Annotated in this window: 22 protein-coding genes; 8 read left to right on the top strand and 14 right to left on the bottom strand. The window is 51.2% G+C overall.

The features are described 5' to 3' along the window. Window positions 1-44: 44 nt before the first annotated feature. A complete protein-coding gene (locus ACM5Q9_RS00480; protein ID WP_418142780.1) occupies window positions 45-1,460 on the top strand; it encodes a dihydrolipoyl dehydrogenase in 1,416 nt (471 codons plus the stop codon). A 17-nt stretch (window positions 1,461-1,477) separates the two neighbouring features. Then, complete coding sequence (locus ACM5Q9_RS00475) at window positions 1,478-2,467, top strand: SLAC1 anion channel family protein (protein WP_418142779.1); 990 nt, start codon at window positions 1,478-1,480, stop codon at window positions 2,465-2,467. 239 nt (window positions 2,468-2,706) lie between these two features. On the opposite strand, the gene ilvC is transcribed toward ACM5Q9_RS00475, so the two are convergent. The 3 genes from ilvC to ACM5Q9_RS00460 all read right to left on the bottom strand — a co-directional run bounded on the left by ilvC (window position 2,707) and on the right by ACM5Q9_RS00460 (window position 6,044). Then, window positions 2,707-3,723, bottom strand: coding sequence for a ketol-acid reductoisomerase (gene ilvC / locus ACM5Q9_RS00470; RefSeq protein ID WP_418142778.1), 1,017 nt, complete (start codon window positions 3,721-3,723; stop codon window positions 2,707-2,709). Between the two features lie 83 nt (window positions 3,724-3,806). After that, on the bottom strand, window positions 3,807-4,298 hold the full coding sequence (gene ilvN / locus ACM5Q9_RS00465; RefSeq protein WP_418142777.1) for an acetolactate synthase small subunit: 492 nt from the start codon (window positions 4,296-4,298) through the stop codon (window positions 3,807-3,809). A gap of 9 nt (window positions 4,299-4,307) precedes the next feature. Continuing rightward, the gene (locus ACM5Q9_RS00460; protein WP_418142776.1) at window positions 4,308-6,044 is read right to left on the bottom strand and encodes an acetolactate synthase 3 catalytic subunit; all 1,737 of its coding nucleotides are present in this window, start codon (window positions 6,042-6,044) and stop codon (window positions 4,308-4,310) included. 482 nt (window positions 6,045-6,526) lie between these two features. Here ACM5Q9_RS00460 and ACM5Q9_RS00455 point away from each other — a divergent pair, with 482 nt between their 5' ends. Next, complete coding sequence (locus tag ACM5Q9_RS00455; RefSeq protein ID WP_418142774.1) at window positions 6,527-8,797, top strand: FUSC family membrane protein; 2,271 nt, start codon at window positions 6,527-6,529, stop codon at window positions 8,795-8,797. Window positions 8,798-8,852: 55 nt separating this feature from the next. Here ACM5Q9_RS00455 and ACM5Q9_RS00450 read toward each other — a convergent pair whose 3' ends face one another. From ACM5Q9_RS00450 to ACM5Q9_RS00415, 8 genes are all read right to left on the bottom strand, one after another. Next, window positions 8,853-10,088, bottom strand: a complete 1,236-nt coding sequence (locus ACM5Q9_RS00450) for an MFS transporter (protein ID WP_418142773.1) — start codon at window positions 10,086-10,088, stop codon at window positions 8,853-8,855. Then, a complete protein-coding gene (gene yaaA, locus ACM5Q9_RS00445) occupies window positions 10,085-10,855 on the bottom strand; it encodes a peroxide stress protein YaaA (protein ID WP_418142772.1) in 771 nt (256 codons plus the stop codon). Before yaaA ends, ACM5Q9_RS00450 begins: the two co-directional genes overlap by 4 nt. A 262-nt stretch (window positions 10,856-11,117) precedes the next feature. Next, a complete protein-coding gene (gene serS / locus ACM5Q9_RS00440; RefSeq protein ID WP_418142771.1) occupies window positions 11,118-12,464 on the bottom strand; it encodes a serine--tRNA ligase in 1,347 nt (448 codons plus the stop codon). 197 nt (window positions 12,465-12,661) lie between these two features. Next, on the bottom strand, window positions 12,662-12,937 hold the full coding sequence (locus ACM5Q9_RS00435; protein ID WP_418142770.1) for a helix-turn-helix domain-containing protein: 276 nt from the start codon (window positions 12,935-12,937) through the stop codon (window positions 12,662-12,664). Next, a complete protein-coding gene (locus tag ACM5Q9_RS00430) occupies window positions 12,934-13,257 on the bottom strand; it encodes a type II toxin-antitoxin system RelE/ParE family toxin (protein ID WP_418142769.1) in 324 nt (107 codons plus the stop codon). Before ACM5Q9_RS00430 ends, ACM5Q9_RS00435 begins: the two co-directional genes overlap by 4 nt. A 165-nt stretch (window positions 13,258-13,422) precedes the next feature. Next, window positions 13,423-14,757 carry a replication-associated recombination protein A gene (locus ACM5Q9_RS00425; protein ID WP_418142768.1) on the bottom strand — a complete coding sequence of 445 codons (1,335 nt, stop codon included), beginning with the start codon at window positions 14,755-14,757 and terminating at the stop codon, window positions 13,423-13,425. Between the two features lie 4 nt (window positions 14,758-14,761). Continuing rightward, window positions 14,762-15,481, bottom strand: a complete 720-nt coding sequence (gene lolA, locus ACM5Q9_RS00420; protein ID WP_418142767.1) for an outer membrane lipoprotein chaperone LolA — start codon at window positions 15,479-15,481, stop codon at window positions 14,762-14,764. Window positions 15,482-15,735: 254 nt separating this feature from the next. Further along, entirely contained in the window at window positions 15,736-18,096 is a 2,361-nt protein-coding gene (locus tag ACM5Q9_RS00415) for a DNA translocase FtsK (protein WP_418142766.1), read from the bottom strand. A 44-nt stretch (window positions 18,097-18,140) separates the two neighbouring features. On the opposite strand from ACM5Q9_RS00415, the gene trxB reads away from it, so the two are divergent. Together trxB and ACM5Q9_RS00405 are read left to right on the top strand one after the other, a co-directional pair. Next, window positions 18,141-19,103: a thioredoxin-disulfide reductase gene (gene trxB / locus ACM5Q9_RS00410; RefSeq protein WP_418142765.1), complete on the top strand. Its 963-nt coding sequence runs from the start codon at window positions 18,141-18,143 to the stop codon at window positions 19,101-19,103. Beyond that, a complete protein-coding gene (locus tag ACM5Q9_RS00405; protein ID WP_418142764.1) occupies window positions 19,090-19,794 on the top strand; it encodes a Smr/MutS family protein in 705 nt (234 codons plus the stop codon). The genes trxB and ACM5Q9_RS00405 overlap by 14 nt, the downstream gene beginning before the upstream one ends. A 261-nt stretch (window positions 19,795-20,055) precedes the next feature. Here the strand turns inward: ACM5Q9_RS00405 and ACM5Q9_RS00400 are convergent, their stop codons facing one another. Further along, window positions 20,056-21,081 carry a rhodanese-related sulfurtransferase gene (locus ACM5Q9_RS00400; protein WP_418142763.1) on the bottom strand — a complete coding sequence of 342 codons (1,026 nt, stop codon included), beginning with the start codon at window positions 21,079-21,081 and terminating at the stop codon, window positions 20,056-20,058. Window positions 21,082-21,533: 452 nt separating this feature from the next. Here ACM5Q9_RS00400 and ACM5Q9_RS00395 point away from each other — a divergent pair, with 452 nt between their 5' ends. The 3 genes from ACM5Q9_RS00395 to ACM5Q9_RS00385 all read left to right on the top strand — a co-directional run bounded on the left by ACM5Q9_RS00395 (window position 21,534) and on the right by ACM5Q9_RS00385 (window position 24,326). Beyond that, window positions 21,534-22,811: a bifunctional O-acetylhomoserine aminocarboxypropyltransferase/cysteine synthase gene (locus ACM5Q9_RS00395; RefSeq protein WP_418142762.1), complete on the top strand. Its 1,278-nt coding sequence runs from the start codon at window positions 21,534-21,536 to the stop codon at window positions 22,809-22,811. Beyond that, window positions 22,762-23,184 carry a tripartite tricarboxylate transporter substrate-binding protein gene (locus ACM5Q9_RS00390; protein WP_418142761.1) on the top strand — a complete coding sequence of 141 codons (423 nt, stop codon included), beginning with the start codon at window positions 22,762-22,764 and terminating at the stop codon, window positions 23,182-23,184. Before ACM5Q9_RS00395 ends, ACM5Q9_RS00390 begins: the two co-directional genes overlap by 50 nt. 74 nt (window positions 23,185-23,258) lie before the next feature. Next, the gene (locus ACM5Q9_RS00385; protein WP_418142760.1) at window positions 23,259-24,326 is read left to right on the top strand and encodes a maleylacetate reductase; all 1,068 of its coding nucleotides are present in this window, start codon (window positions 23,259-23,261) and stop codon (window positions 24,324-24,326) included. Window positions 24,327-24,354: 28 nt separating this feature from the next. Here ACM5Q9_RS00385 and ACM5Q9_RS00380 read toward each other — a convergent pair whose 3' ends face one another. After that, on the bottom strand, window positions 24,355-24,504 hold the full coding sequence (locus tag ACM5Q9_RS00380; protein WP_418142759.1) for a hypothetical protein: 150 nt from the start codon (window positions 24,502-24,504) through the stop codon (window positions 24,355-24,357). A 49-nt stretch (window positions 24,505-24,553) separates the two neighbouring features. Beyond that, window positions 24,554-25,165 carry a LysE family translocator gene (locus ACM5Q9_RS00375; RefSeq protein WP_418142758.1) on the bottom strand — a complete coding sequence of 204 codons (612 nt, stop codon included), beginning with the start codon at window positions 25,163-25,165 and terminating at the stop codon, window positions 24,554-24,556. Between the last annotated feature and the right edge of the window lie 31 nt (window positions 25,166-25,196).

Genomic DNA, 25,196 nt, shown 5'->3' with positions numbered 1-25,196 from the left:
TTTACCTGTAAGCCATTACGACTCTTTTTACAGCAAGGAATACCATGCACAAAACCATACACACCGATGTTGCCATTATTGGCGCAGGTACTGCCGGCCTATATGCGCTTAGGGAAGTACGCCGTGCCAATAAACAGTTCGTTCTTATTGATAAGGGCCCTTTAGGCACCACGTGTGCACGGGTGGGCTGCATGCCATCAAAACTGGCCTTGCATGCCGGTGCTGTCCAGCGATTGCAAGAAAATATGCAAAACCCTGCCACCGCTTTGGATGCAGACAAACTTAATGACACTTGGGCACAGCTACAAAAACAGCGGGATTTCTTTGCAGGCCGGGCCAGCAATATGGCCATTTCAACGGCACAAGACAATCTTTTAACCGGCACCGCACGCTTTCTGAACCCTACGACCCTGGAAGTCAGCAACAACGACCAAACCACCCTGGTTTCTGCAAAGAAAGTCATTATCGCCAACGGCTCACGACCCGCCATACCCGGCTGGCTTGATCCGGTTCTGGAATACACCGTCAGCACTGACGAACTGTTTGAACTTAAAGAACTACCCGCCAGTATTGGTATTTTAGGGCTTGGCGCCATCGGGATGGAAATGGGCCTGGCCCTGTCACGCCTGGGTATCAAGGTGGTGGGGGCTGATTTATCACCGGCCATTGCAGGCATTGCTGACCCTAAAATTAACGAACAGGCCATTCAGCGCTTCAGCCAGGAAATGGAGTTATGGCTTGGCCAGCCAACCGCCGTAAGCCTGGTCGACAAAGGGGTACTTTTACAGTCGGGTGCACGCCAAGCCCAGGTAGACCTGCTGCTGGCAGCACTGGGCCGTCGCCCCAACCTTGACTCCCTGAACCTGCAGGAAGCCGGGTTCCCACTCAATGACAAAGGCATCCCTTCCTTTAATCCGCATACCATGCAGGTCACAGGCCTGCCGGTCTTTCTCGCTGGCGACTGCACTGGCAGCAAAACCTTAATGCATGAAGCCAGTGCCGAAGGCAGTATTGCCGGCTTCAATGCCGTGCAAGACAGCCCCGTTTGCTTCAGACGCATGGTGTCCTTGGGCATTGCCTTTTCAGATCCGGATGTTTTCAGTGTGGGTGAAACTATTGGCAACCTTACAGAACGCAACATTATTACCGGCAAGGCACAGGGCTCCAGCAATGGCCGGGCCCGGGTTTTGCATGAAGAAAACAGCCTGCTGCATATTTATGCCGACGCCGAAAACGGCACCTTACTGGGCGCTGCCGGCATGACTGCCCGTGGCGAACATTTGGCCCACCTGCTGGCATGGGCCATTCAACGCAAAGAAACCGCAGCCTCTTTGCTGCAAATGCCTTTTTATCATCCTGTCCTTGAGGAAATGGTCCAGTCTGCGCTGCAGGATATTATCCGCCAAATGCCTGTGCAATCACCCTATCCCTTTGGCCTGTCTGTCTTGAATTGTCATTAACCCGGGATATTTTAAACATGAATCATTCCATTACCTCCACCCTTCCCGTTCAACAAAACAGTCGGCTTGCCTATTTTCCTGTTGCCCTGTTTTCTTCCGTCATGGGTATGGCCGGCCTGGCCATTGCCTGGCTGAAAGCCGCACAGGCCTTTGGCCTGCCGCTTGGCCCCGGGATTGGCATCCGCTGGCTGGCCACCCTGCTGTATGTGTTTCTGCTTCTTGTTTACACCAGCAAACTGTTGCGCTTTCCTGAAGAAGTGAAAAAAGAATGGTGCCACCCCGTTAAAATCAATTTCATGGCCGCCATCACCATTGGCTTGCTACTGGTCTCCATTTCATGGCTATCGGTACCCGGCGTTTCAAAATGGATGTGGACAGTGGCCACCATCGGGCACTTTCTGCTTACCATTGCCGTGATTAACAGCTGGCTGAACAAAAGCCATTACCAAATTACCCATGCCAACCCGGCATGGTTCATTCCGGTGGTGGGCAATATCCTGATTCCCATTGCCGGCGTGCACCATGCACCGATGGACATCAGCTGGTTCTTTTTCAGTATTGGCCTGGTGTTCTGGATAGTGTTAATGACGATTGTTTTTTATCGTATTTTTTTTCATGAACCGCTACCGGCCAAATTAACGCCCACTCTGTTCATTCTGATTGCACCGCCATCTGTGGCCTTTATTTCCTACCTGGCCCTTAATAACCACCAGCTGGATGGCTTTGCCAGAGTCCTGTATTTCTTTGCCCTATTCCTTACCTTGCTGTTGGCCAGCAATGCCATGCGGTTTTTCAGGTTGCCGTTTGCCATTTCAGCCTGGGCTTACTCGTTTCCGCTGGCGGCCATCACTATTGCCACCACCGAAATGGCCACTCAAAACCCTGGCAGCTTCTACAGCCTGCTGGCAGGCCTGTTGCTATTTGTGCTGAGCGGCATCATTTTAATTTTGACATACCGCACCCTGCAGGCCGTTAAACGCAAACAAATCTGCCTGCCTGAGCATTAGAAAAAATTTTTCATTTAAATACTCTGCGTGGGAATAGGGAGAGTACTACGGGCAGAAAAAACTGGTTCCCACGCGGAAGCGTGGGAACCAGTAGAACTTTGACATAAACGCTACATTATTTTCAAAAGGTATTTTTTTCTGTAGTTAAAAACAATTCAGCCCTGTATTTACCCCACCAAAAGTGGGGAAATACAGGGCTGAGTTTTTAGTGAACGAGTCTTCTGACCCGCAAACCAAAATTAGTTTTTAGACTGGTCAACCAGTTTGTTGGCAGCAATCCAAGGCATCATGGCGCGCAGTTGTGCACCTACTTGCTCGATAGGATGCTCGGCATTCAGGCGACGGCGTGAACGCAGTGTGGGTGCGCCAGCCTGGTTTTCCAGGATGAAGCTTTTTGCGTATTCACCGGTTTGAATGTCTTTCAGGGTGTCACGCATGGCTTGTTTGGTGGCTTCCGTAACCACGCGTGGGCCGGTAACGTATTCACCGTATTCAGCGTTGTTGGAAATAGAGTAGTTCATGTTTGCGATACCGCCTTCGTAGATCAGGTCTACGATCAGTTTCAGTTCGTGCAAACATTCGAAGTAAGCCATTTCTGGGGCATAACCGGCTTCAACCAGAGTTTCAAAACCGGCTTTGATCAATTCAACGGCACCACCGCACAGAACGGCCTGCTCACCGAACAGGTCGGTTTCGGTTTCTTCACGGAAGTTGGTTTCGATAATACCGGCACGGCCGCTACCAATAGCAGAAGCGTAAGACAAAGCGATGTCGCGAGCGGCACCGGAGTTATCCTGATGCACGGCAACCAGCGCAGGAACGCCACCACCTTGTGAGTAAGTACCACGTACGGTATGACCAGGTGCTTTCGGTGCAATCATGATCACGTCTACGTCGGCACGAGGTACAACCTGGCCGTAGTGAACGTTGAAGCCATGAGCGAATGCCAGTGCAGCACCGGGTTTCAGGTTGGCAGCAACCTGGTTGTTATACACTTCAGCGATGTTTTCATCAGGCAGAAGAATCATGACCAGGTCAGCAGACTTAACGGCATCAGCCACTTCAGCCACTTTCAGGCCAGCGTTAACCGCTTTGTTCCAGCTTGCGCCACTTTTGCGCAGACCAACGGTCACGTTAACACCTGACTCGTGCAGGTTCAGGGCGTGGGCATGGCCTTGAGAACCATAACCGATAATGGCAACGTTTTTGCCCTTGATCAAGGACAGGTCACAATCTTTGTCGTAAAAAACTTTCATTTAAAGCCTCAAAATATATATTTTTATAAATCAAAAAAATGGTTTGAACTGCATCAGGGGAATCATACCTGATTTCACAACAATTACAGCTTCAAAATCCTTTCACCGCGCCCGATACCGGATACGCCGGTGCGAACGGTCTCAAGAATGGCACTGCGATCCAGGGCATCAATGAATGCCTGGGTTTTTTCCTGAGTACCGGTGAGTTCTATCGTGTAGGACTTATCGGTTACATCAACGATATGTCCACGGAAGATATCCGCCATGCGTTTGACTTCTTCGCGTTCCTTACCCACGGCACGAACCTTGATTAACATGAGTTCGCGCTCTATGTGGGCACCTTCGGTAAGGTCAACCACCTTGACCACATCGACCAGACGGTTCAAATGCTTGGTGATTTGTTCAATCACCTCTTCGGAACCGGTGGTCATGATGGTCAGGCGAGACAGGGTGGCGTCTTCGGTAGGCGCTACCGTTAAGGTTTCAATATTATAGCCCCGCGCGGAAAACAAACCCACGACCCGCGACAGCGCACCGGGTTCGTTTTCTAGCAAGATGGAAATTACGTGTTTCATGTTGGCTCCTTACAGATCTTCTGAACCCAGCAGCATTTCGGTAAGACCCTTACCCGCCTTGACCATAGGCCAGACGTTTTCAGCAGGATCGGTAATGAAATCAATAAAGACCAGACGATCTTTATATTTACCGTATGCTTCTTTCAGTGCAGGTTCCACATCTGCAGGTTTATCGATGCGCATGCCAATATGGCCGTAACTTTCCACCAGCTTGACGAAATCGGGCAGCGACTCCATATAGGACTCTGAATAACGGCCACCGTAATCAATCTCTTGCCACTGGCGTACCATGCCCAGGTAACGGTTGTTAAGACACAGTACTTTAGGTGTGAAATGATACTGTTTGCAAGTGCCCAGTTCCTGGATGTTCATCTGAATGGAACCGTCGCCCGTGATAACCGCAATTTGCGCATCGGGGTTGGCCATTTGCACACCCATGGCGTAAGGCAGGCCCACCCCCATGGTACCCAAGCCACCCGAATTCACCCAGCGACGAGGCTCGTTGAAACGGTAATACTGGGCCGCCCACATTTGGTGCTGGCCAACGTCTGATGTGACAAACGCATTGCCGTTAGTGACTTCCCAGAGTTTTTCCACCACAAACTGCGGACGGATAAGCTCGTTGGAAGGTTCATACTTAAGGCACTGTTTATCTTGCCAGACCTTGATCTGTTCCCACCAAGCCTTGAGGCTTTTTTCATTTTTCTTGCGAACGTCACCCGCCTCACGGACTATTTCATTCAGGTCTAGCAGCACGTCTTTGACGTTACCCACGATAGGGATATCTACCTTGACACGCTTTGAAATAGAGGAAGGGTCGACGTCGATATGAATGATTTTGCGGTTTACCTGGGCAAAATGCTTGGTATTGCCAATCACCCGGTCATCAAAACGGGCACCAATGGCAATGAGGACATCACAGTTTTGCATGGCCATATTGGCTTCATACGTACCATGCATGCCTGGCATGCCCAGATACTGTTCTGAATCGGCATTCAAGGAACCCAGGCCCATTAAGGTGTTGGTACACGGAGCACCGGTTAACTTGACCAGTTCACGCAATTCAGGGGCGGCATTGGACAACACCACGCCGCCACCCGTATAAATCATGGGACGGCTGGCATTAAGCAGCAACTGGGCCGCTTTCTTGATTTGGCCATGATGCCCCTTGACGACCGGCGCGTAAGAACGCATTTTTACTTCGGTCTTGGAGGGTGAATACTTGCAGCTGTCCATGGACACGTCTTTGGGAATATCCACCAACACGGGGCCAGGACGACCTGTTTTGGCAATGAAGAAGGCCTTGCGCATGGTGTCGGCAAGATCTTTTACATCACGGACCAGGAAGTTGTGTTTGACACAGGGACGGGTAATACCCACCGTATCGCATTCCTGGAAGGCGTCTTCGCCAATGGCTTTGGTACTAACCTGGCCACTGATGATCACCATGGGGATGGAGTCCATGTAGGCCGTGGCAATACCGGTAACCGCATTGGTTAAGCCAGGACCGCTGGTAACCAGACAGACACCCACTTTTTGCGAGGTACGTGAATAGGCATCGGCCGCATGTACGGCTGCCTGTTCATGACGAACCAGGATATGCTGAAAATCTTTTTGTTTATAGATTGCGTCGTAGATGTAGAGCACCGCGCCGCCTGGGTAGCCAAAAATGTGTTGAACACCTTCTTCGGCAAGGCAACGCACGACGATATCGGCGCCATTGAGTTCCATGTTATTTCCTTTCATAACTGGCTGGGTTGCATTGACTGGTATTAAAACCGCATACATGAACCGCTTTGTTCTTCATCGACGGCGCTTCATTTCTCACGGAGAAAATCCACCCGAGGACGCTGAAAAACCAGCGCATGCATGATCAACCAACTTTCGCTAACGCGTTTAAAAACGCAAAATAGTTCGAAATGGAGGCTTAGGCAACAACGCTTGTGGCGCGGCCAAGAGCTGTATTCTATTTACTGCTGGGCGCAAAAAAATCATGCGGATAGCATGAAAACTATGCAAACCACTTATTTTGCTTAAGGTTTTGCAAAATAAACAAGCTTTAAATGTACCGCATTGCAGCACGGAAAGCAAACAACAATTGCAATTTCGCCTAAACGGCTGTGGCAAGCGGGTCACAAATTTGCAGCCCGGCCTGGGCCATTCAGGAGCAATTCATATTAAGATGGTTAACATCAATAACCTCAACACATTCAACGAATTAGCCCCCAATGGATTTACGCGCTGAAAACATCACCAAATTCCTTTACAGCCCCAGTCTTTTCTACGCCGTACGCAAGGCAATCGGCGTCCTGTTGCCGGTTGTCATATTCCTGGGGATCTTCCAGAAACACAATGAAGGCATGGCGTTTGCGGCCGGTGCACTTTGTATTGCGCTAATCGACCAGCCTGGCGGCACCAAAAAATCCCGCTTCAATGAAATGCTGGCCGGGCTCATCATGGGCAACCTGGCCGCCTTGCTTACCGGCCTGATCAACCCATACCCGCCACTGGTGCTGATTGTCATTTGCGCCCAGGTGTTTTTCTTTTCCATGCTGTCGGTGTATGGGGTCAGGGGCGGTTTCATTGGTTTTGGCTGCATGCTCATCATGATGCTGACCTTAAGCACCCCGCTGACTCCGGAACAGGCCCTGAATCATACCCAGTATACCCTCCTGGGTAGCGCCAGCTATTTCCTGTTCAGCATTATCAGCAGTCATATTTTCCGTTTTCGTGAAGAGCGCCAAACCCTGGCAGATGCCCTGTATGCCACAGCCGACTACATGAAAGCCCGTGCCGACCTGTACGACACGGCCAAAGACCTGGACGACTGTTACCGACAGCTCACGCCCAAAATGGTGTCCATGACCAACCGTCACCAAACCGCCCGTGACGTCGTACTCAGGAACCTGCCCGAAGGCAAACACCGCAATGACCGCCAGCGCATTATTTTGTGGAATATTTTCATTGACATGATTGCCCTGCTGGACACCCTGGTGGCCACCCAAACCGACTACGTCCGGCTTCGCGAACGCTTCAGGGACCACGACATTCTGCTCTTCATGCGCGACACCCTGTTCAAACAAAGCCGTACCCTGAACCGCACGGCCCTTAGCCTGTCCCGCAACCGCCCGGTTGATTACCGCAACAGTGTCAAGGCGGAATTGCGGGCCATTGAGTTTGAAATCGAACAGTTGCGCAACAACGGCCTGCAAAAAGAAGACCCGGAAACCTATGCACTGGCGGTGCAAATTTTGCGACGCATGCGTAATGCCAACCGCTTTATCAACCGTATTGCCGACAACCTGCGCGAAAACACCAAAATCGAGCCTTTGAACACGCTTCGTCGCGACCACTCGCTGATCCAGTTTCAAACCAGCCAGGAAATCCGCCTGGATAAACTCCGTCGCAACCTGAATATGGGATCGGCCATTTTCCGCTATGCCTTGCGCGTTACGCTGGCGGTATTCGTGGTATTGCTGGGCATTAACCTTGCCCCGCTGCTCTATTCGGATTCGGCAACCATCCGTACCCTGACTACGCACAGTTACTGGATCGTGATCACGATTCTGATTATTATGCGCCCCGGTTTTGCCTTAACCCGCCAGCGCACCGAAAAGCGGCTGACCGGCACCATTCTGGGCTGCGCCATTACACTGTTGCTGTTTTTGCTTACCGACAATCCCGTGGTCCTGTTCATTATCATGCTCATGGCCATGGTGTTAGGTAACGCTTTTGTGGCCACCAACTACCGCCTGGGCTCTACCTACATTACCATTTACGTACTGATTGGTTTTTATTTCCTGACCCCCAGCGTGCTGTTTATTATTGGCGAGCGGGCACTGGATACCGCCCTTGCCTGCTTAATTGCATTTGGCTGCAGTTTTGTTTTCCCCTGGTGGGAAAAGCAGCAAATCCTGAAACTGGCCCGCAAAACCATTCAGGCCAATCACGATTACCTGCAAAACGCCATGCTGTATGCACAATCCAGCCAGCAACAGAGTAACCGGGAAAAAGACCCGTCTCCGGCTGATAATATTTTCTTTTTCAGCACCCAGCTGGCCCGAAAAAACCTGCATACCGCCTACAGCGAATTTGCCGACAGTGTGGCCCGCATGCTGAACGAGCCTAAATCCAAGCAAATTCACATCAGGCAGTTAAACAAGCTGCTGGTGCAAAACGATACGGTAGGCAGTGAAATCAATTCGCTGATTCCTTACCTGGCCAGCCTGCCCGAAACGCCTCCGAAAATGCAACAATCACTCAATTACATTGAGGCCATGCTGGATGAAAACCGCACCGAAGTACCCGATCCGCCCAGCCAGATTGAAACCGACGGCGACTATAGCAACCTGGCCTTCCCGCTGAAGCAAATGCAAAAAGCAGTGCAAAACATACGCAAACAGGCCGCTGAACTGGGCCTGATGCCATCCATTGAAAAGGCGCCAGACCAAGAGGCGGGTTTAACGGGCACGACTTCTCACTCCCCAGCAGAAGCATAGAAGCGGTGAGTCTTCCTGTCTTCTGGTTCCCACGCTCGCGTGGGAACCAACAGCTTCAAGCAAATTCAGCAGACTCTACCTTAAGCGCCGCTGGCCAGAAATACCATAAAGCAGCCAGCAATTGCAGGCCCAGCATAATCCCCCAGGCTGTGATATGCGCCTGGACCGGATAGATGCCATCTTGATGAGGCCAGACGTCCAAAATATAACCAATTCCCATCTGCATGGAAAAAATACACACAAAGTACACCATGTTAAAAGCCGTGGTCACTCGTCCCACCACCTGCTGAGGAAACACTTCGGCCATGACTGAATAAGCCAGAATGCCGCTGGAGGCAGAAAACCCGTAAGCACTCCACAACAGCACATCAGGCACTGGCCACTGCATGATTACCACTAGTTGGATAAACAGGAAAGCCAACATGCCCAACCCGGCAAAACGGAACAAGTTCAAGCCCAGGCGCTCCAGTTTGCGGGCCAGTAAACCGGTAACCGCCGTACCGGCCACCATGGTAAGGCCTAGCAGGGAAACCAGACGGTCAGCCTGTTCAGGCAACATGCCCTGCGCCTGAATCATGTAAGGACGCACCCATAATGACTGGGCCGCATAAAATGCACCACCACAAACCGAAGGCAAAGAAGCCAATTGCCAGAACACACGGTGTGAAAGAATACGCCGGGTACCTTCCAGTTGCTTGCGGAAAGACATTTTGGGCCTGTTTCGCTGTGCCTTGGGCTCGACCACGCCAAACCATATCAGCGCAGCAACCAGCAAGGTACAACCGGCCATGCCAATACTAATGGTTTGCCATGAATAGTGTTCAAGCAAGGAGGCCAGTGGCGTCCCCACTACCACTCCACCCATGCCACCCAACGCCACCAGTACGCCATTGAGCATGGGCAAGCGGGACATGGGGAAATTTTGCGCCAGCGCCATAAAAGCGGCCCCCAAACACACCGACACGCCTGCCCCAATTAAAAAACGGCCCGCAAACAGGCCAATCATGCCACTGGACATACCATAAACCACAGTTCCCACGGCAGCCACCAAGAGCAGGCAGGCCTCGGTTTTACGGGCACCGAAAGTATCCAGCGCCAGACCGGCGGGCAATTGCGCCAGGGCAAAACTGGCAAAATACGCACTGGTTAGCAAACCGAGGTCGCCAGCCGATAACCCCAGCTCTGCAGCCAAAAAAGGGGCAAACCCAATGTTTAAGCCCCTGAATACATACGATAAAAAATAACCTATCGCAAAAATTAAAAAAATGCGTATGCCTGTTTTTGCATTCATTGCTTCCTTCTGAATACAAGCTTGTCCGGGCTGGATACCTCAGGATCAAACCTGTAATCCTCCTTGTCAAATAACTGCAGGTCTTCGGGTTTTTGTGCTTTTGTCTCTATGGCAAAACGTGCCATCAGTCCACGTGCCCGCTTGGCATTGAAACTGATGATTTTGTAAACACCATTTTTATAATCCTGGAATACGCACTGTACCACACGCGCATCCAATGTTTTAAGGTCAACCGATTTGAAATATTCTTCAGAGGCCAGATTTACCACCACCCTGGCATCCAGCGCCTGCAAACGCGCATTCAGGTAAGCGGCAATCTGGCTACCCCAGAACGCATACAGGTTTTTACCCTTGGCATTTTCCAGCCGGGTGCCCATTTCAAGCCGGTAAGGCTGCATCAAATCAAGCGGACGCAACACCCCATAAAGCCCGCTTAAAATGGCAATATGTTCCTGAGCCCAGTCAACCTGGGCTTCATTCAGGGTTTGCGCCTCAAGGCCTTCATACACATCGCCATTAAAAGCAAACAGAGCCTGGCGTGAATTCTGCTGGTTAAACGTAGTCGTCCAGGCAACATACCGGCCTGCATTCAACTCGGACAACGCCGGACTTAAACTCATCAGGGCGGAAATCTCTTCGGCAGACTTGGTTTTAAGAATATTAATTAATTCAGCGGCCTGCGGTACAAAGAAAGGCTGGGTATGTTTGTTAATGGCCAACGGGGTATCGTAATCCAGTTTTTTGGCGGGAGATAAAACAAATAACATAAATTCAACCTACTTTTGTGAAGAATGCCGCCCGGCACGCTTTGCACCCGGACAGGCAATTAAATGGAACACAGAAAAATATCTGATAATGCCTTTATATTTAAACCAAACATAAGGCCTTGTCCAATAAAAAATAGACAAGGCCTTGATATGAAAAACTTATTCCGCTTTTATATGCCTTTTCATCATCAACTTTAACTGCGGGCATTACGTACTCACTACGCTCGCTCTCGTCCCCATGCTCCTGCGTGGGGATGTACATTTAAGGTTGAAGTACCTTGAGGCCACCCATGTAAGGTTGCAATACCTCTGGCACCACAATGCTGCCGTCAGCCTGCTGGTAATTTTCAAGCACCGCCACCAGGGCACGGCCCACGGCCAGGCCGGAACCGTTCAAGGTATGGGCGTATTCGGTCTTGCCCTGCTCGTTACGGAAACGCGCCTGCATGCGACGGGCCTGGAAAGCCTCGCAATTGGAAACCGAAGAAATCTCGCGCCAGGTATCCTGGGAAGGAATCCACACTTCAAGGTCATAGGTTTTGCTGGCGCCAAATCCCATGTCACCGGCGCACAACAAGACCACACGGTAAGGCACGCCCAGCAGCTGCAATACTTTTTCGGCATGGCCAACCATTTCTTCCAGTGCATCATAAGATTTTTCAGGATGCACCACCTGCACCATTTCAACCTTGTCAAACTGGTGCTGGCGAATCATGCCACGGGTGTCACGACCACCACTGCCGGCCTCGGAGCGAAAACAAGGCGTATGCGCGGTCAGCCTGATGGGCAAACTGGCACCGGGCACGATTTCATCGGCCACCGTACTGGTGAGCGTGATTTCAGAGGTGGAAATAAGATACAGCTCTTCTTTGGCCACCGGGTTGCCCTGCTCGTCTACCTGGGGTTCATCATCGCCCCCTTTGGTCACCCAGAACATGTCTTCCTTGAACTTGGGCAGCTGACCCGTACCAAACAGGGTGGAACTGTTGACAATGTAAGGGGTGTAGCATTCGGTGTAGCCGTGTTCCGCAGTGTGCAGGTCTAGCATGAACTGTGACAGGGCACGGTGCAGGCGCGCCATTTGGCCACGCATGAACACAAAGCGTGAACCCGAGAGCTTGGCTGCAGTATCAAATTCCATACCCAGTTTTTCACCCAGCGCCACGTGATCGGCCACTTCAAAGCCCAGCGCAGCCGGCATGTCGTCTTTTACATATTCCTTGCCTGGCAACCAGCGGCGCACTTCAACGTTGTCATCGCTGTCTTTACCATCGGGTACGGCATCATTAGGCAGGTTGGGAATGGACATTAACCAGCCATCAAGCTCTTGCTTGATCTCGTTCAACTGCCCTTCCAGTTCTTTCAACTTGCCGGGAATGGCCTGGGATTCTGCCATCACCTCGCTGGCATCCTGTCCTTGCGACTTGAGTTTGCCAATTTGCTTGGCCAGCGCATTGCGCTGGGCCTGCAGGGTTTCGGTTTCAACCTGAACCGCCTTGCGGCGGGCTTCCAGGGCATTGAAGCGTTCTTCATCAAACTCAACGCCACGACGTTTCAACGCCGCTACCACCCGGGGTAAATCTTTGCGCAATAAAACAGGATCTAACATAATCTTCTTTTTAAACAGGGTTCAAGTATGTTGGGGTTCCCGGCAGAAAGCCGGAAGACTTTGCTTCACGCCGATTGTTACGTGAGCACCAAAGGCTACCATTATAAACGGCATTCTGCCAGCCCGCAGAAAATTCACGGGCAAACGCTATTGACGTAATCTTCGTTACCAAGCGGGAGTGTGGGAACGAGCAAGCGCTATTGACGCAATAGATTCAAGCCCAATTCAAAACCGCAGGCGTGCGCGTATTTCACTAAAGTATTCCAGCTGGGATTGCTATTGCCCCGCTCCAGCCTGCTAATATTGCTTTTTTGTGTTTGCATCCGCCTGGCAACCTCTTCCTGCGTTAAACCAGCCTTGCTACGCATGGAAAGCAACTGATCAACCAGCGCAAATTCCTCTGTCAGTTTGTCGTACTCCTGTTTAACTTCACTATTTTCAAATGCCCGCTGTTTTAATTTCTTTAAACTCATAATAAATTAACCTCTTTTTGTCGCTGTTTTGCCAACATTAGCTCTGTTTTAGGTATTTTTTGAGTTTTTTTCACAAAAACATGTAAAACGTAAATATGCCGACCTTTTAAGTAACAGAATAACCCTCGCCCAATACCCTCTTGAGCTTTTGCTCTTATTTCAAACAGACCATCACCTAAAGCCTCTGTATGCGGTGATCCTAAATTTGCCCCATGTTTTTCCATAAGTTCAAGCAATTTAATCATACGGGCCTGTATTTTAGGAGGCATATCAAGAATTACATCCTCTACTCCATCATAAAACTCAACTTTCCAGATCATTATCCACGCTTCTTCTTGTTATCATATAAGATAACATAATTTAATTATCAGGTAAACACATAAACCGGATGTTCAAGCAAGAGCATCCGGATCTGGATCATCATAGCAAGCAGAGCGTAGCAACATAACTCAACATAGCCAAATCCATCCGGCCCGACAATTAATCTATTTCTTCTTCCGCGCTTCTTCATCCAGCGTTTTCAAAAACGCCATTTTTTCAGCAATCTTGATTTCCAGCCCGCGAGGTACGGGTTGATACCAGCCGGGTTTGCGCATGCCTTCAGGGAAGTAGTTTTCGCCAGCGGCGTAGGCATTGGGTTCGTCATGGGCGTAGCGGTAAGCGTGACCGTGGCCCAGTTCTTTCATGAGTTTGGTGGGGGCATTGCGAAGATGAGGGGGCACTTCGCGGCTTTTGTCCTGTTTCACAAACGCGCGGGCCTGGTTGTAAGCCATATAACCTGCATTGCTTTTGGCAGCCACCGCCAGGTAAATAACCGCTTGCGCCAAAGCCAGTTCTCCTTCGGGCGAACCCAGCCGCTCATAAGTGGCAGCCGCATCATTGGCAATTTGCATGGCGCGCGGGTCGGCCAGGCCAATATCTTCCCAGGCCATGCGCACAATCCGGCGCGACAGGTATTTGGCATCGGCCCCACCATCCAGCATACGGGTAAACCAATACAGGGCGGCATCCGGGTCTGAACCACGTACCGATTTATGCAGGGCGGAAATCTGGTCGTAGAAAGCATCGCCCCCTTTGTCGAAACGGCGCAGGTTTTGCGACAGGGCAATTTCCAGCCAGGCTGTGTCTACCAGGTCGCGTCCTGAAGAGATGGCTGAATCCAGCACCACTTCTACTGCATTAATCAGGCGGCGGGCATCACCATCGGCCCAGGCAGCCAACTGCGCGCGGGCCGCCTCGTCCATGGTTACCGGGTGTTCAGGGTGGTCACTGTTTACCAGCTCTACCGCACGGTTGATTAGTTCCAGCAGCTCTTCCTGCTTCAGTGATTCCAGCACGTACACCCGGGCCCGGGACAGCAGGGCCGAATTCATTTCAAATGAAGGGTTTTCGGTGGTGGCGCCAATAAAGGTAAACAAGCCGCTTTCAACATAAGGCAAAAAAGCGTCTTGTTGGGCCTTGTTGAACCGATGGACTTCATCGACAAACAGAATAGTTTTGCGTCCCTGCCCTTGCGCCACCTGCGCAGCGGTCACGGCTTCACGAATGTCTTTCACCCCGCCCAGCACGGCGGAAATGGCAATAAACTGGGCATCGAAGCCACTCGTCATAAGGCGGGCCAGCGTAGTTTTGCCCACACCCGGCGGACCCCAAAAAATCATGGAATGCGGCCGGCCAGACTCAAACGCCACCCGCAACGGCTTGCCTGGCGCCAGCAAATGCGACTGCCCCACTACCTGGTCTAACGTACGCGGCCGCAAGCGCTCGGCCAGTGGCGCTGAACTTAATGCCTGGGATTGGAATAAATCATTGTCGTTCATTAAGTTACATTTTAACGGTATCTACCCCGGCCGGTGCCTTGAACTGGAACTGACTGGCTGGAATTTTGGCGTTAGATTTAAAATTACGCATCTTGATATTGGTGGTTTGTCCGAAAGAGTCCAGGATCACCAACTCGGCTGGCAGGTTATTGGCAAACGCGATATCCACGTGCGACAAACCGGCATCAGGCACTTTAGGGGTGGCGCGCAACCACATCAGGCCATCTTGGGCCGGCAACACGCTGACATTAAAGCTTTCGTCCAGCGAACCCGACCCAAACAGAATCGCTGCCGGAGAAGCCCCCACCGCCTGGTTGACCGGACGCTGAGTCACCTGCATTAAATCGGGATCGTACTGGTATACGGTTTTTCCGTCTGAGATGACCTTCTGCTCGTAGGGCGTAGCCACATTCCAGTAAAACTTGCCGGGCCGCTCGAAACCGAAGGAACCGGTTTGTGCGCCCGAACCGGTAGTTTGCTGGGCAAACTGGCCACTGGCCGATTTCACATTCCGCACAAAATCCTTCAATTGCTGGCTGGCATCGGCCCGCACACTGTTCTTGACTTCCGGAATATCCTCAAACTTCAAGTTTTGCAAATCTGTATTCAGGCCTGCATCAGGCAGCTGAAAAGAAGGTGATACCGAAATGGATTGCGCCTGAACACCCCAGCTGGAAGCGGCCAATGTCAGGGTAATGGTCGCAAGAAACGCTTTTTTCTTCATTCAATATTCTCCGGAAAACCCCGCCACTATTGGCAGTGCAACCTAGATGTGTTTTTGTCAATTCCCGCGGAGGCGGGATTTACTGGGTGAGGTTGAATGCTTTACACAACCACCCCGGCGGGGCTTCGATTGGGTGGGGTTTGATTTTACACAACCAGCTCTGGAAGTTTCACGCAACCTACGTCTTGTTTTTAACAGAATTCTCCCCACCACACTGTTACACAAGCGTAAATACAATTACGGCCTTGAAATAATCAGCCCTCTTCCTGCCCGGCTGGCACCAGAATTTCCCGGTTGCCGTTAGACTGCATGGCAGACACCACACCCGCCTGCTCCATTTGCTCCAGCAAACGAGCGGCACGGTTGTAGCCAATGCGCAAATGACGCTGCACCGAAGAAATGGATGCCCGGCGGTTTTTCAACACAATCGCCACCGCCTGATCATATAAAGGATCAGACTCAGGATCGGCAAAACCGGTCACACTGCCCAGGCCATCACCCGTTTCTCCGGGCACGCCGCCTTCCAGAATACCATCGACATAGTCGGCCTCGCCTTGTTCTTTCAGGCACTCTACCACACGGTGCACTTCTTCATCAGCCACAAAGGCGCCATGCACCCGCCGTGGCAAACCGGTACCCGGTGGCAGAAACAGCATATCACCTTGGCCCAACAGGGTTTCAGCCCCCATCTGGTCAAGAATGGTACGCGAGTCTATTTTTGAAGACACCTGGAAAGCAATACGGGTAGGAATATTGGCCTTGATCAGGCCGGTAATCACATCGACACTGGGCCGCTGGGTAGCCAGTACCAGGTGAATACCCGAGGCACGGGCTTTTTGTGCCAAACGGGCAATCAGCTCTTCAATTTTCTTGCCCACCACCATCATCAAGTCGGCCAACTCGTCAATCACCACCACAATAAATGGCAATGTGGTCAAGGGCTCGGGCTCTTCGGGGGTTAAAGAAAACGGGTTGGGGATAGACTCGCCTTTTTTGGCGGCTTCGCGAATTTTAGCGTTATAACCACTTAAATTGCGTACCCCCATTTTACTCATCAGCTTGTAGCGCTTTTCCATTTCGCCCACACACCAATTCAGCGCGTTGGCAGCCTGGCGCATATCGGTAACCACCGGAGCCAGCAAATGGGGAATGCCCTCGTAAATGCTCATTTCCAGCATTTTCGGATCAATAAGGATCAAGCGAACCTGAGAGGCATCAGCCTTGTACAACAAAGACAGGATCATGGCATTAATACCCACCGACTTGCCTGAACCGGTCGTACCGGCCACCAGCAAATGGGGCATCTTGGCCAGGTCGGCCACCACCGGATTGCCGGCAATATCTTTACCCAGCACCATGGTTAGGGCTGAAGGGTTGTCGTGATAGGTTTTGGAGCCAATAATTTCAGACAGGCGCACCATTTGACGGCGCGGATTGGGCAATTCAAGCCCCATCAAATTCTTGCCGGGAATGGTTTCCACCACCCGAATGCTAATTAAGCTAAGCGCCCGGGCCAGGTCTTTGGACAAGTTAACAATCTGGCTGCCCTTGACCCCCGTGGCCGGTTCTATTTCATAGCGGGTAATAACCGGCCCGGCCTGGGCGGCCACCACGGTAACTTCCACCCCAAAATCACGCAATTTCTTTTCAATAAGGCGGGACGTATATTCAATGGTTTCCGGAGAAACGGTTTCTACGTTGTCCTGGGCCGGATCAAGCAAATCCAGGGCCGGCAACGTGCCTTCGGACTCCTGGCGCACGGCCGGGAACAGGGTTTGCTGCTTTTCCTTAATCACCCGCTCTGACTTGGGAATGCTGGTAATGGCCGGTTCTATTCTTACCGGTTGTTCGTGGGTTAATTTTACTTTTTGCTCTACCAGATTTTCCTGGCGCACCGCTTTGGCAGCCTCTCCGGCCTTGCGGTCTTTGCGGGCACTGAAAAAGTTACCAATACTGCCAATAAAACGCTGAATGGCAAAACCAATTTTTTCAGCCACCGCCAACCATGAAAAACCAAAAAAGAAACTAATGCCCAAGGCCAGCAACAGGAACAGTGCAACGGCCGAACTGCTGGGGCTAATCAGGTCATGCAAGAACTTGGCAAAACTCTGCCCCAACACCCCGCCCGCGCCACCGGGGAGTTGTTCGCCCACACTCTGCATCTGGCTGGCCTCAAAACCCATTGAACCCAGAAACAGCATGACAAAACCAATGCCCTGCTCCCAGTGCACGCGGGGTAAATCCAGGTCTGGATCAAGCACAATGCGTTTCATTAAGCGGCGATAACCCACCCACATTCTTTGCACAAAGCAAATCACCAACCACCAGGCGGAAAACCCCACCAGGTAATACAGAATGTCTGAAACGTAAGCCCCCACAATACCCAGCCTGTTTTGCACCTGTTGGGAGGAAGAAGTGCTGACCCAGCCGGGATCGGTGGGATGCCAGGTAAACAGCGTGAACGCCAAAGCCGCGGCCAATGCCGCATACAGCACCCATTTGGCCTCGCCAAACAGGGAAACCACGCGATCGGTTGCGGGGGAAGAGCCGCTTTTCTGGTTGCGTTTGTTGCGACCAGCTGTGCGATTTGAAAGTGTATTAGAAGAACGTGCCATAAGTCATATTATAATTGTGGATTACCATTATAGGATGAATATAAATGAGCGATGTTAAACATTCCAAGGTTTTGATTCTGGGCTCTGGCCCGGCTGGCTATTCTGCGGCAGTTTATGCAGCCCGCGCCAACCTGAACCCGGTACTGGTTACCGGCATGGCACAAGGCGGCCAGCTCATGACCACCACCGATGTAGACAACTGGCCAGCCGATCCCGAAGGCGTGCAAGGGCCCGACCTGATGCAGCGTTTTTTACAACACGCAGAACGCTTCAACACTGAAATCATTCTAGACCAGATTGAGCGCGTGGACCTGTCCAAACGTCCGTTCACCCTATATTCAGACATGGGCAATGTTTACACCTGCGACAGTTTAATCATTGCCACCGGCGCCAGCGCCAAATACCTGGGCCTGCCTTCCGAAGAAGCCTTCATGGGCAAAGGCGTGTCTGCCTGCGCCACCTGCGACGGCTTTTTCTATCGCAACCAGGACGTGGTCGTGGTGGGCGGTGGCAACACAGCCGTTGAAGAAGCCCTGTACCTGTCGAACATCTGCCGCAAGGTAACGGTTATTCACCGCCGCGACAAATTCCGTGCCGAACCTATCTTGATTGACAAAATGATGGAAAAAGTCAAAAACGGCAATATGGAACTGCAACTGTTTCACACTCTTGACGAAGTACTGGGCGACGACAACGGTGTAACCGGTGTACGCATTCGCAACACGCAAGATAATACCACACAGGAATTGGCAGTTACGGGCGCATTCATTGCGATTGGCCACCAACCCAACACCCGCATTTTCGAAGGCCAGTTGGAAATGGAACACGGCGGCTACATTAAAACCCATGGCGGCCAGCAAGGCTTTGCCACCATGACGTCCGTACCCGGCGTTTTTGCGGCCGGTGACGTACAAGACCATATTTACCGCCAGGCCATTACCAGTGCAGGTACAGGTTGTATGGCTGCCCTTGATGCACAACGCTGGTTGGAAAATGAAGGTAATTAAAGGAAGCCTTGAAGACCTGAAACGCCTGCAGAAAAAATACAGCGCGGAACAGGCCAAGGCAGAAAAACAGGCAAAAGAACAGGCCCGGCAGAAAAAATCCGTTTCTGGCAGTGCCGCAGCCGCCGCACTGTCCAGTGAAGATGCCGCCCTGTTCAGGCAATCGGTAAAGGGGGTTACCCCCCTGCCAGGCAGCAATCGTATCTCACATGTGGCCAGCCCCAAGTCGCCCAATGCCTTGGTACTGGCCCGGCGGGCACAAGCCGAAGGCAAAGCAGCGCCAGCACTTAACCCGGCCCCCGGTGCCAGGCAAGACACCCGCCCAGTACAAGTTGGCAAAAACGAACCGGCCGATGACAATACTTACGTGCAACATGCCCATGGTAAAGATCTGCTGAAAAAACTGGCCCGTGGCACCTGGCCCGTTTCTGCCACCTTGGACCTGCATGGCACTACCGCAGAACAAGCCGCAGAACGTTTTGACAGGTTCATTCAGTCTTGCCTGCAGCATCAGATACGTTGTGTTTGCATCATTCACGGCAAAGGCTATGGTTCTAAAGACGGGCAGGCAGTGTTAAAAGAGATGGTGAAAGCATGGCTACGGCAACTGGAAGCCACCCAGGCATTTATCCAGGCCCCTGAAAGCATGGGCGGAACCGGTGCTTTGCTGGTGTTATTAAACACTAAGGCTTAAGCAAAGTGTTCCCACGCTCGCGTGGGAATGCATAAGCCGTGCTGAAATTAATAAGGGCGATTAATGCTTGTGACATTAATCGCCCTATCTTGTATTTATTTTGGAACCGCTTACTGCTTAAGAGCCGTTACCAGCAAGTTGCCCGATCTTTGCCGAGCATTTTGTCTCCTCACCTGCATGAAGAGCATTATGCACCACAATGTGACAATTCACACTTAGGGTATGCACTAATTTATGCACTTTTTCAACACATAAAAATAATTATTTGCTCTTTTGTTGATCAAGCTCATGTGCTATCAGACGGGATTTTTCTTTTTGTGCCAGTTTTTCTTCGCGGCGCTTGCGAATTTGTTCATCCATTTTTGCACCAATATGGCCCTCATGGCGCTTTTCGGCCAAATCCACCTGGCGCTGTCTTTCCCTGAAACGTTCGCGCTGCTCTTCGGTTATCTTGTCCCAGCAATGCGGGCAACTTTCGCCACGCACATAATGCGGTGATGCACGGTCTTCATCACTTAAAGGATGTCGGCAAGCACGACATTGAATATATGGCCCAGGCACCAGCCCATGCCCAACTGAAACCCGCTCATCAAATACAAAGCACTCTCCGTCCCACAGGCTTTCTGGTTGGGGAATGGTTTCCAGGTACTTCAGAATGCCACCTTCCAAGTGATAGACTTCATCGTAGCCCTGGGATTTCATATAAGCGGTTGATTTTTCACAACGAATCCCGCCGGTGCAGAACATAGCCACTTTCTTTTTCTTGTTCTTGTCCAGCAAACCGCCTTCTTTGGCCTGCTCCTGAACCCACTGCGGAAACTCACGGAACGTCACCGTTTCAGGATTAACCGCTCCCTTGAATGTGCCAATATCCACTTCGTAATCATTGCGGGTATCAATCAACACCACATCAGGATCGGAAATCAGGGCATTCCAGTCTTCGGGCTTCACATACGTGCCTGCATTCTGCCCATTCACATTGGGCTGCCCCATGGTGACGATTTCTTTTTTCAGGCGCACCCGCATCCGGTGAAACGGCTCACGGTCTTCCGACCAGGACTCTTTATGCTCCAGGGTTGCCAGGCGCGGGTCATTACGCAAATAAGCCAACACCGCCTCAATCCCCTCGCGCGGGCCGGCAATCGTGCCATTAATGCCTTCAAGCGCCAGCAACAAAGTACCCTTTACATTATGCTGCTCGCAAAAAGCCTGCAAGGGTTCACGCATTGCCTCGTAATCGGGCAATTCTACAAATTTATATAAAGCGGCAATGGTAAAGTTGGACATAAAAAGCGTTATCAGGAAAGAAAATTAAGAATATATAGGGTACGTTATTTTTTGAAAAATACACGGATTACGCTATTTTATTAGAAATATACGGGGTACGCCATTTTGCCACAGATACAAGAAAAACACGGTCCGGCGAACGTAACATCCGATTTCAAGAGCATTATAAAACCAATTCACGATGACCATGTTCCCGCGCTGGCGCATGGGAACAAGCGCAAGTACAGATCCCGTTTTTAGCATGAACCACATCCCCGCGCAGGAGCCTCACCACCTCGTCCCCACGTGCCTGCGTGGGGACGCATACCTCCATTTGCAATAACAAAATAACTTGGAGTTATGTAAAATCTGCTAGTCTACGGATTAACCTTTTTCTTATACATACACATTACCTCATTCCCACGCTCCTGCGTGGGAATACATATTTGCTGTTTTTATCCCCAGGAGGAAGCATGAAGTTAGAAACACTGGCCATTCACGCCGGCTACAAACCCGAACCCACCACCAAAGCCGTAGCGGTGCCTATTTACCAAACCACTTCTTACGCGTTTGACAACACCCAGCACGGTGCTGACTTGTTTGACCTGAAAGTGGCTGGCAATATTTACACCCGCATCATGAATCCCACCAATGCTGTGCTTGAAGAGCGTGTTGCCGCACTGGAAGGCGGGATTGCAGCGCTGGTAGTAGCCTCGGGCATGGCCGCGATTACTTATGCCATCCAGACCATTGCCGGGGCCGGTGACAACATTGTTTCAGTCAGCACTCTGTACGGTGGTACCTACAACCTGTTCGCACATTCATTCCCGCGCCAAGGCATTGAAGTACGCTTTGCGCCCCATAACGACATTGCCGCCCTGGAAGCGCTTATTGACGACAACACCAAAGCCGTCTTCTGCGAATCCATTGGCAACCCGGCTGGCAATATTATTGACATCCAGGCCTTGGCTGATGCTGCCCACCGCCATGGCGTACCGCTGATTGTTGACAACACCGTAGCCTCGCCCGCCCTGTGCCGCCCCTTTGAACACGGTGCCGACATTGTAGTGCACTCACTAACCAAATACATTGGCGGCCATGGCACCACCATTGCCGGTGCCGTGGTGGACTCAGGCAAATTCCCCTGGGCCGAAAATAAAAAACGCTTTGCCATTTTGAACGAACCCGACCCAGCCTACCATGGCGTGGTCTACACCGAAGCTTTTGGCCCCGCCGCGTTTATTGGCCGCTGCCGCGTTGGCCCGTTGCGCAACACCGGCGCAGCCCTGGCCCCATTAAGTGCTTTTCTGATTATTCAGGGCATTGAAACCCTTTCCCTGCGCATGGAGCGCCACTGCGAAAACACCCTTAAAGTGGCCGAACACCTAAACAACCATCCGCAAGTGGCATGGGTAAAATACGCCGGGCTGCCTAGCCACCCCGAACACGCCCTGGCACAAAAATACATGGGCGGCAAACCGTCTGGCATTTTAACCTTCGGCATTAAAGGTGGTAGCGAAGGCGGCGCCCGTTTCATTGATGCCCTGCAATTAATTACCCGTCTGGTTAACATTGGCGACGCCAAATCCCTGGCCTGCCACCCTGCCAGCACCACCCACCGTCAGCTGAATGAAAAAGAACTGGCCACTGCTGGAGTTAGCGCTGACATGATCAGGCTGTCTGTAGGTATTGAGCATATTGATGACATTATTGCGGACCTGGACCAGGCGCTGGAGGCTAGCAAGGCTTAAGGCATTTGTTCACATACAGGAGCGTGGGCACGAGAAAAAACCCCAAAAAGGCCGAAAGGATGTCCAACTTTTTGGGGTCAGTTCAAGTGTAGCCGCGCCCAATGTTCCCACCATCGCCGAACAAACCAATACAAATTATGATTTGGTACCCTGGTTCAGGCTGTATGCCTTATCCAAAACCCCCGAGCCCGCATTGCAAAAACTAAAAAGCTCGGCCAATGAAGCCATGAACGATCCTGAGCTTATAGAAAAGCTGAAAAACCTGGGATTGGAGCCTGGCGGTGAAAACACCCGTGACCTGAACCAGTTTGCCAAAACAGAAATCAAGAAATGGGCAGACATCGTTATAAATTCAGGCGCCAAAGTGAACTGATTTTAATACCACTTTAGTTAATACGTGCGGTCAAAAATACCCGCACGTATCTTTCAACTACTAAGACAAAAACAATGCAACACTTTATATACACAGCACAACCCATTCGCGTCTGCTTTGGTAATGGCATCCTGCACAACATAGCCGCTGAAGCAGATGCTCTTGGCATGAAAAAAATATTCATCCTTAGCACACCAGGCCAACGGCACCTGGCTGAAAAAGTAGTGCACCTCCTGGCTGAACGGGCAAACGGCATTTACGACCAGGCAAAAATGCACGTACCCATTGAAATTGTTGAAGATGCCTTAAACATTACCACCCAATCCAGTGCCGATGGCTATGTGGCGATTGGCGGGGGCTCTACCATTGGCTTAGCCAAAGCCCTAGCCAGCAAAACACAACTGCCGTTCATTGCCATTCCGTCAACCTATTCAGGTTCTGAAATGACCATGGTTTATGGCATTACCAGCCAAGGCCTGAAAACCACCAACAAAGACCCGCATGTTTTACCCAAAACCGTACTATACGACCCTGAACTTAGCCTGAACCTGCCCTATGCCATATCGGCAAGCAGTGGCCTTAACGCCATTGCCCATGCCGCAGAAGGCCTATATGCGCAGGATATAAACCCCGTTAGTGCCTTGATGGCTGAAGAAGGCATACGCGCCATGGCCGCAGGCTTACGCCGGTTACAGAAATCAACCCAGGATTTACAAGCCAGAAATGATTGTCTTTATGGCGCCTGGCTATGCGGCATGGTATTGGCCAGCGCTGGCATGGCCCTGCATCATAAGCTTTGTCATACCTTGGGTGGCAGCTTTAACCTGCCACATGCAGATACCCATGCCGTCATCCTGCCCCACTCAATTGCCTATAACGCCAGTGCCGCCCCCGAAGCCATGAACCGCATATCCCGAGCATTAGGACAGCCCCAAGACCCTGCACCAATAGCCCTGTTCGACCTTTTGCAGGAACTGGGCATAGCGCATTCATTAAAAGCATTGGAATTAAAAGAAGAGAACCTTGACCAGGCTGCCAGGCTAGCCGTGGCAAATGCTTACTGGAACCCCCGCCCGGTTGAATTTGACAGCGTACGGCAATTACTGGATCACGCTTTTCACGGCAAACGCCCAACCCAATAAATGCCCTAGCCCCCTACACCGCGCCTGCTTAAATCTTGCAGGCATCACCACAATCATTATCCGCCTCGGGCACGTTCTCATCCAATTGCTGAACGCGCTCGGCGTTTTTCTTTTCAATTTCGTCAAAATCAATATTGTCGAAAGCGGTATCAAAATCAAGATCTGTATCGTTACTCATGCCCTATTTCCAAAAATGGTTAGCTAAAGATTGATTTTAATACGACCCGCTACGAACGCAAAGGCAAAGCCGCACCGATCACCACAAACAAGCCGCCAAACCCCTGGTTGAACCTCTTCCCAACCCTGGCCAGCCAGGGCCGTATATGGCTGGCAGCATACACACACAGATACTCTGCCGCAAATTCGGTCAATGAATAAGTAATGGCAATAATCAGAAACTGCACAAACAGATTGCCATTGGGATTAATAAATTGCGGCAACATGGCCATGAACAAAAGCAAAGCCTTGGGGTTGGTAATCGCAGATAAAGCCCCCTGGCTAAACAACTGACTGCTAGCGGTTTGACCCATCGCCTGGTCCTCTTCCAACAAAATAGGTGGCGACAGCCACAGCTTTATACCCAGCCAGATAATATATAGCCCGCCCACCCACTTCAACACACCAAACCAGAACACCGAAGACTTCAACAATGCGCCAATCCCAAAAACGCACAGGCCAATCATAATTGCAAAGCCCAGCAAGCCACCCATAATGGTAAACAAAGCTTTCTGCCGTCCATGCAAGGCCCCATGCGTAAGCACCAGCAAAGCATTGGGCCCGGGGACTAACGATATACCCAACGACGTAATCAAAAGCAGAAGCCAAGTATCAAAAGACATGTCTATTCTCTAAACATAATATGCAATGGGA

This window comes from Advenella sp. RU8, assembly GCF_048381675.1.
Lineage (GTDB): Bacteria > Pseudomonadota > Gammaproteobacteria > Burkholderiales > Burkholderiaceae_B > Advenella.
Note: the sequence above shows the minus strand (reverse complement) of the source record. Positions and strands in the feature narration are given on the sequence as shown.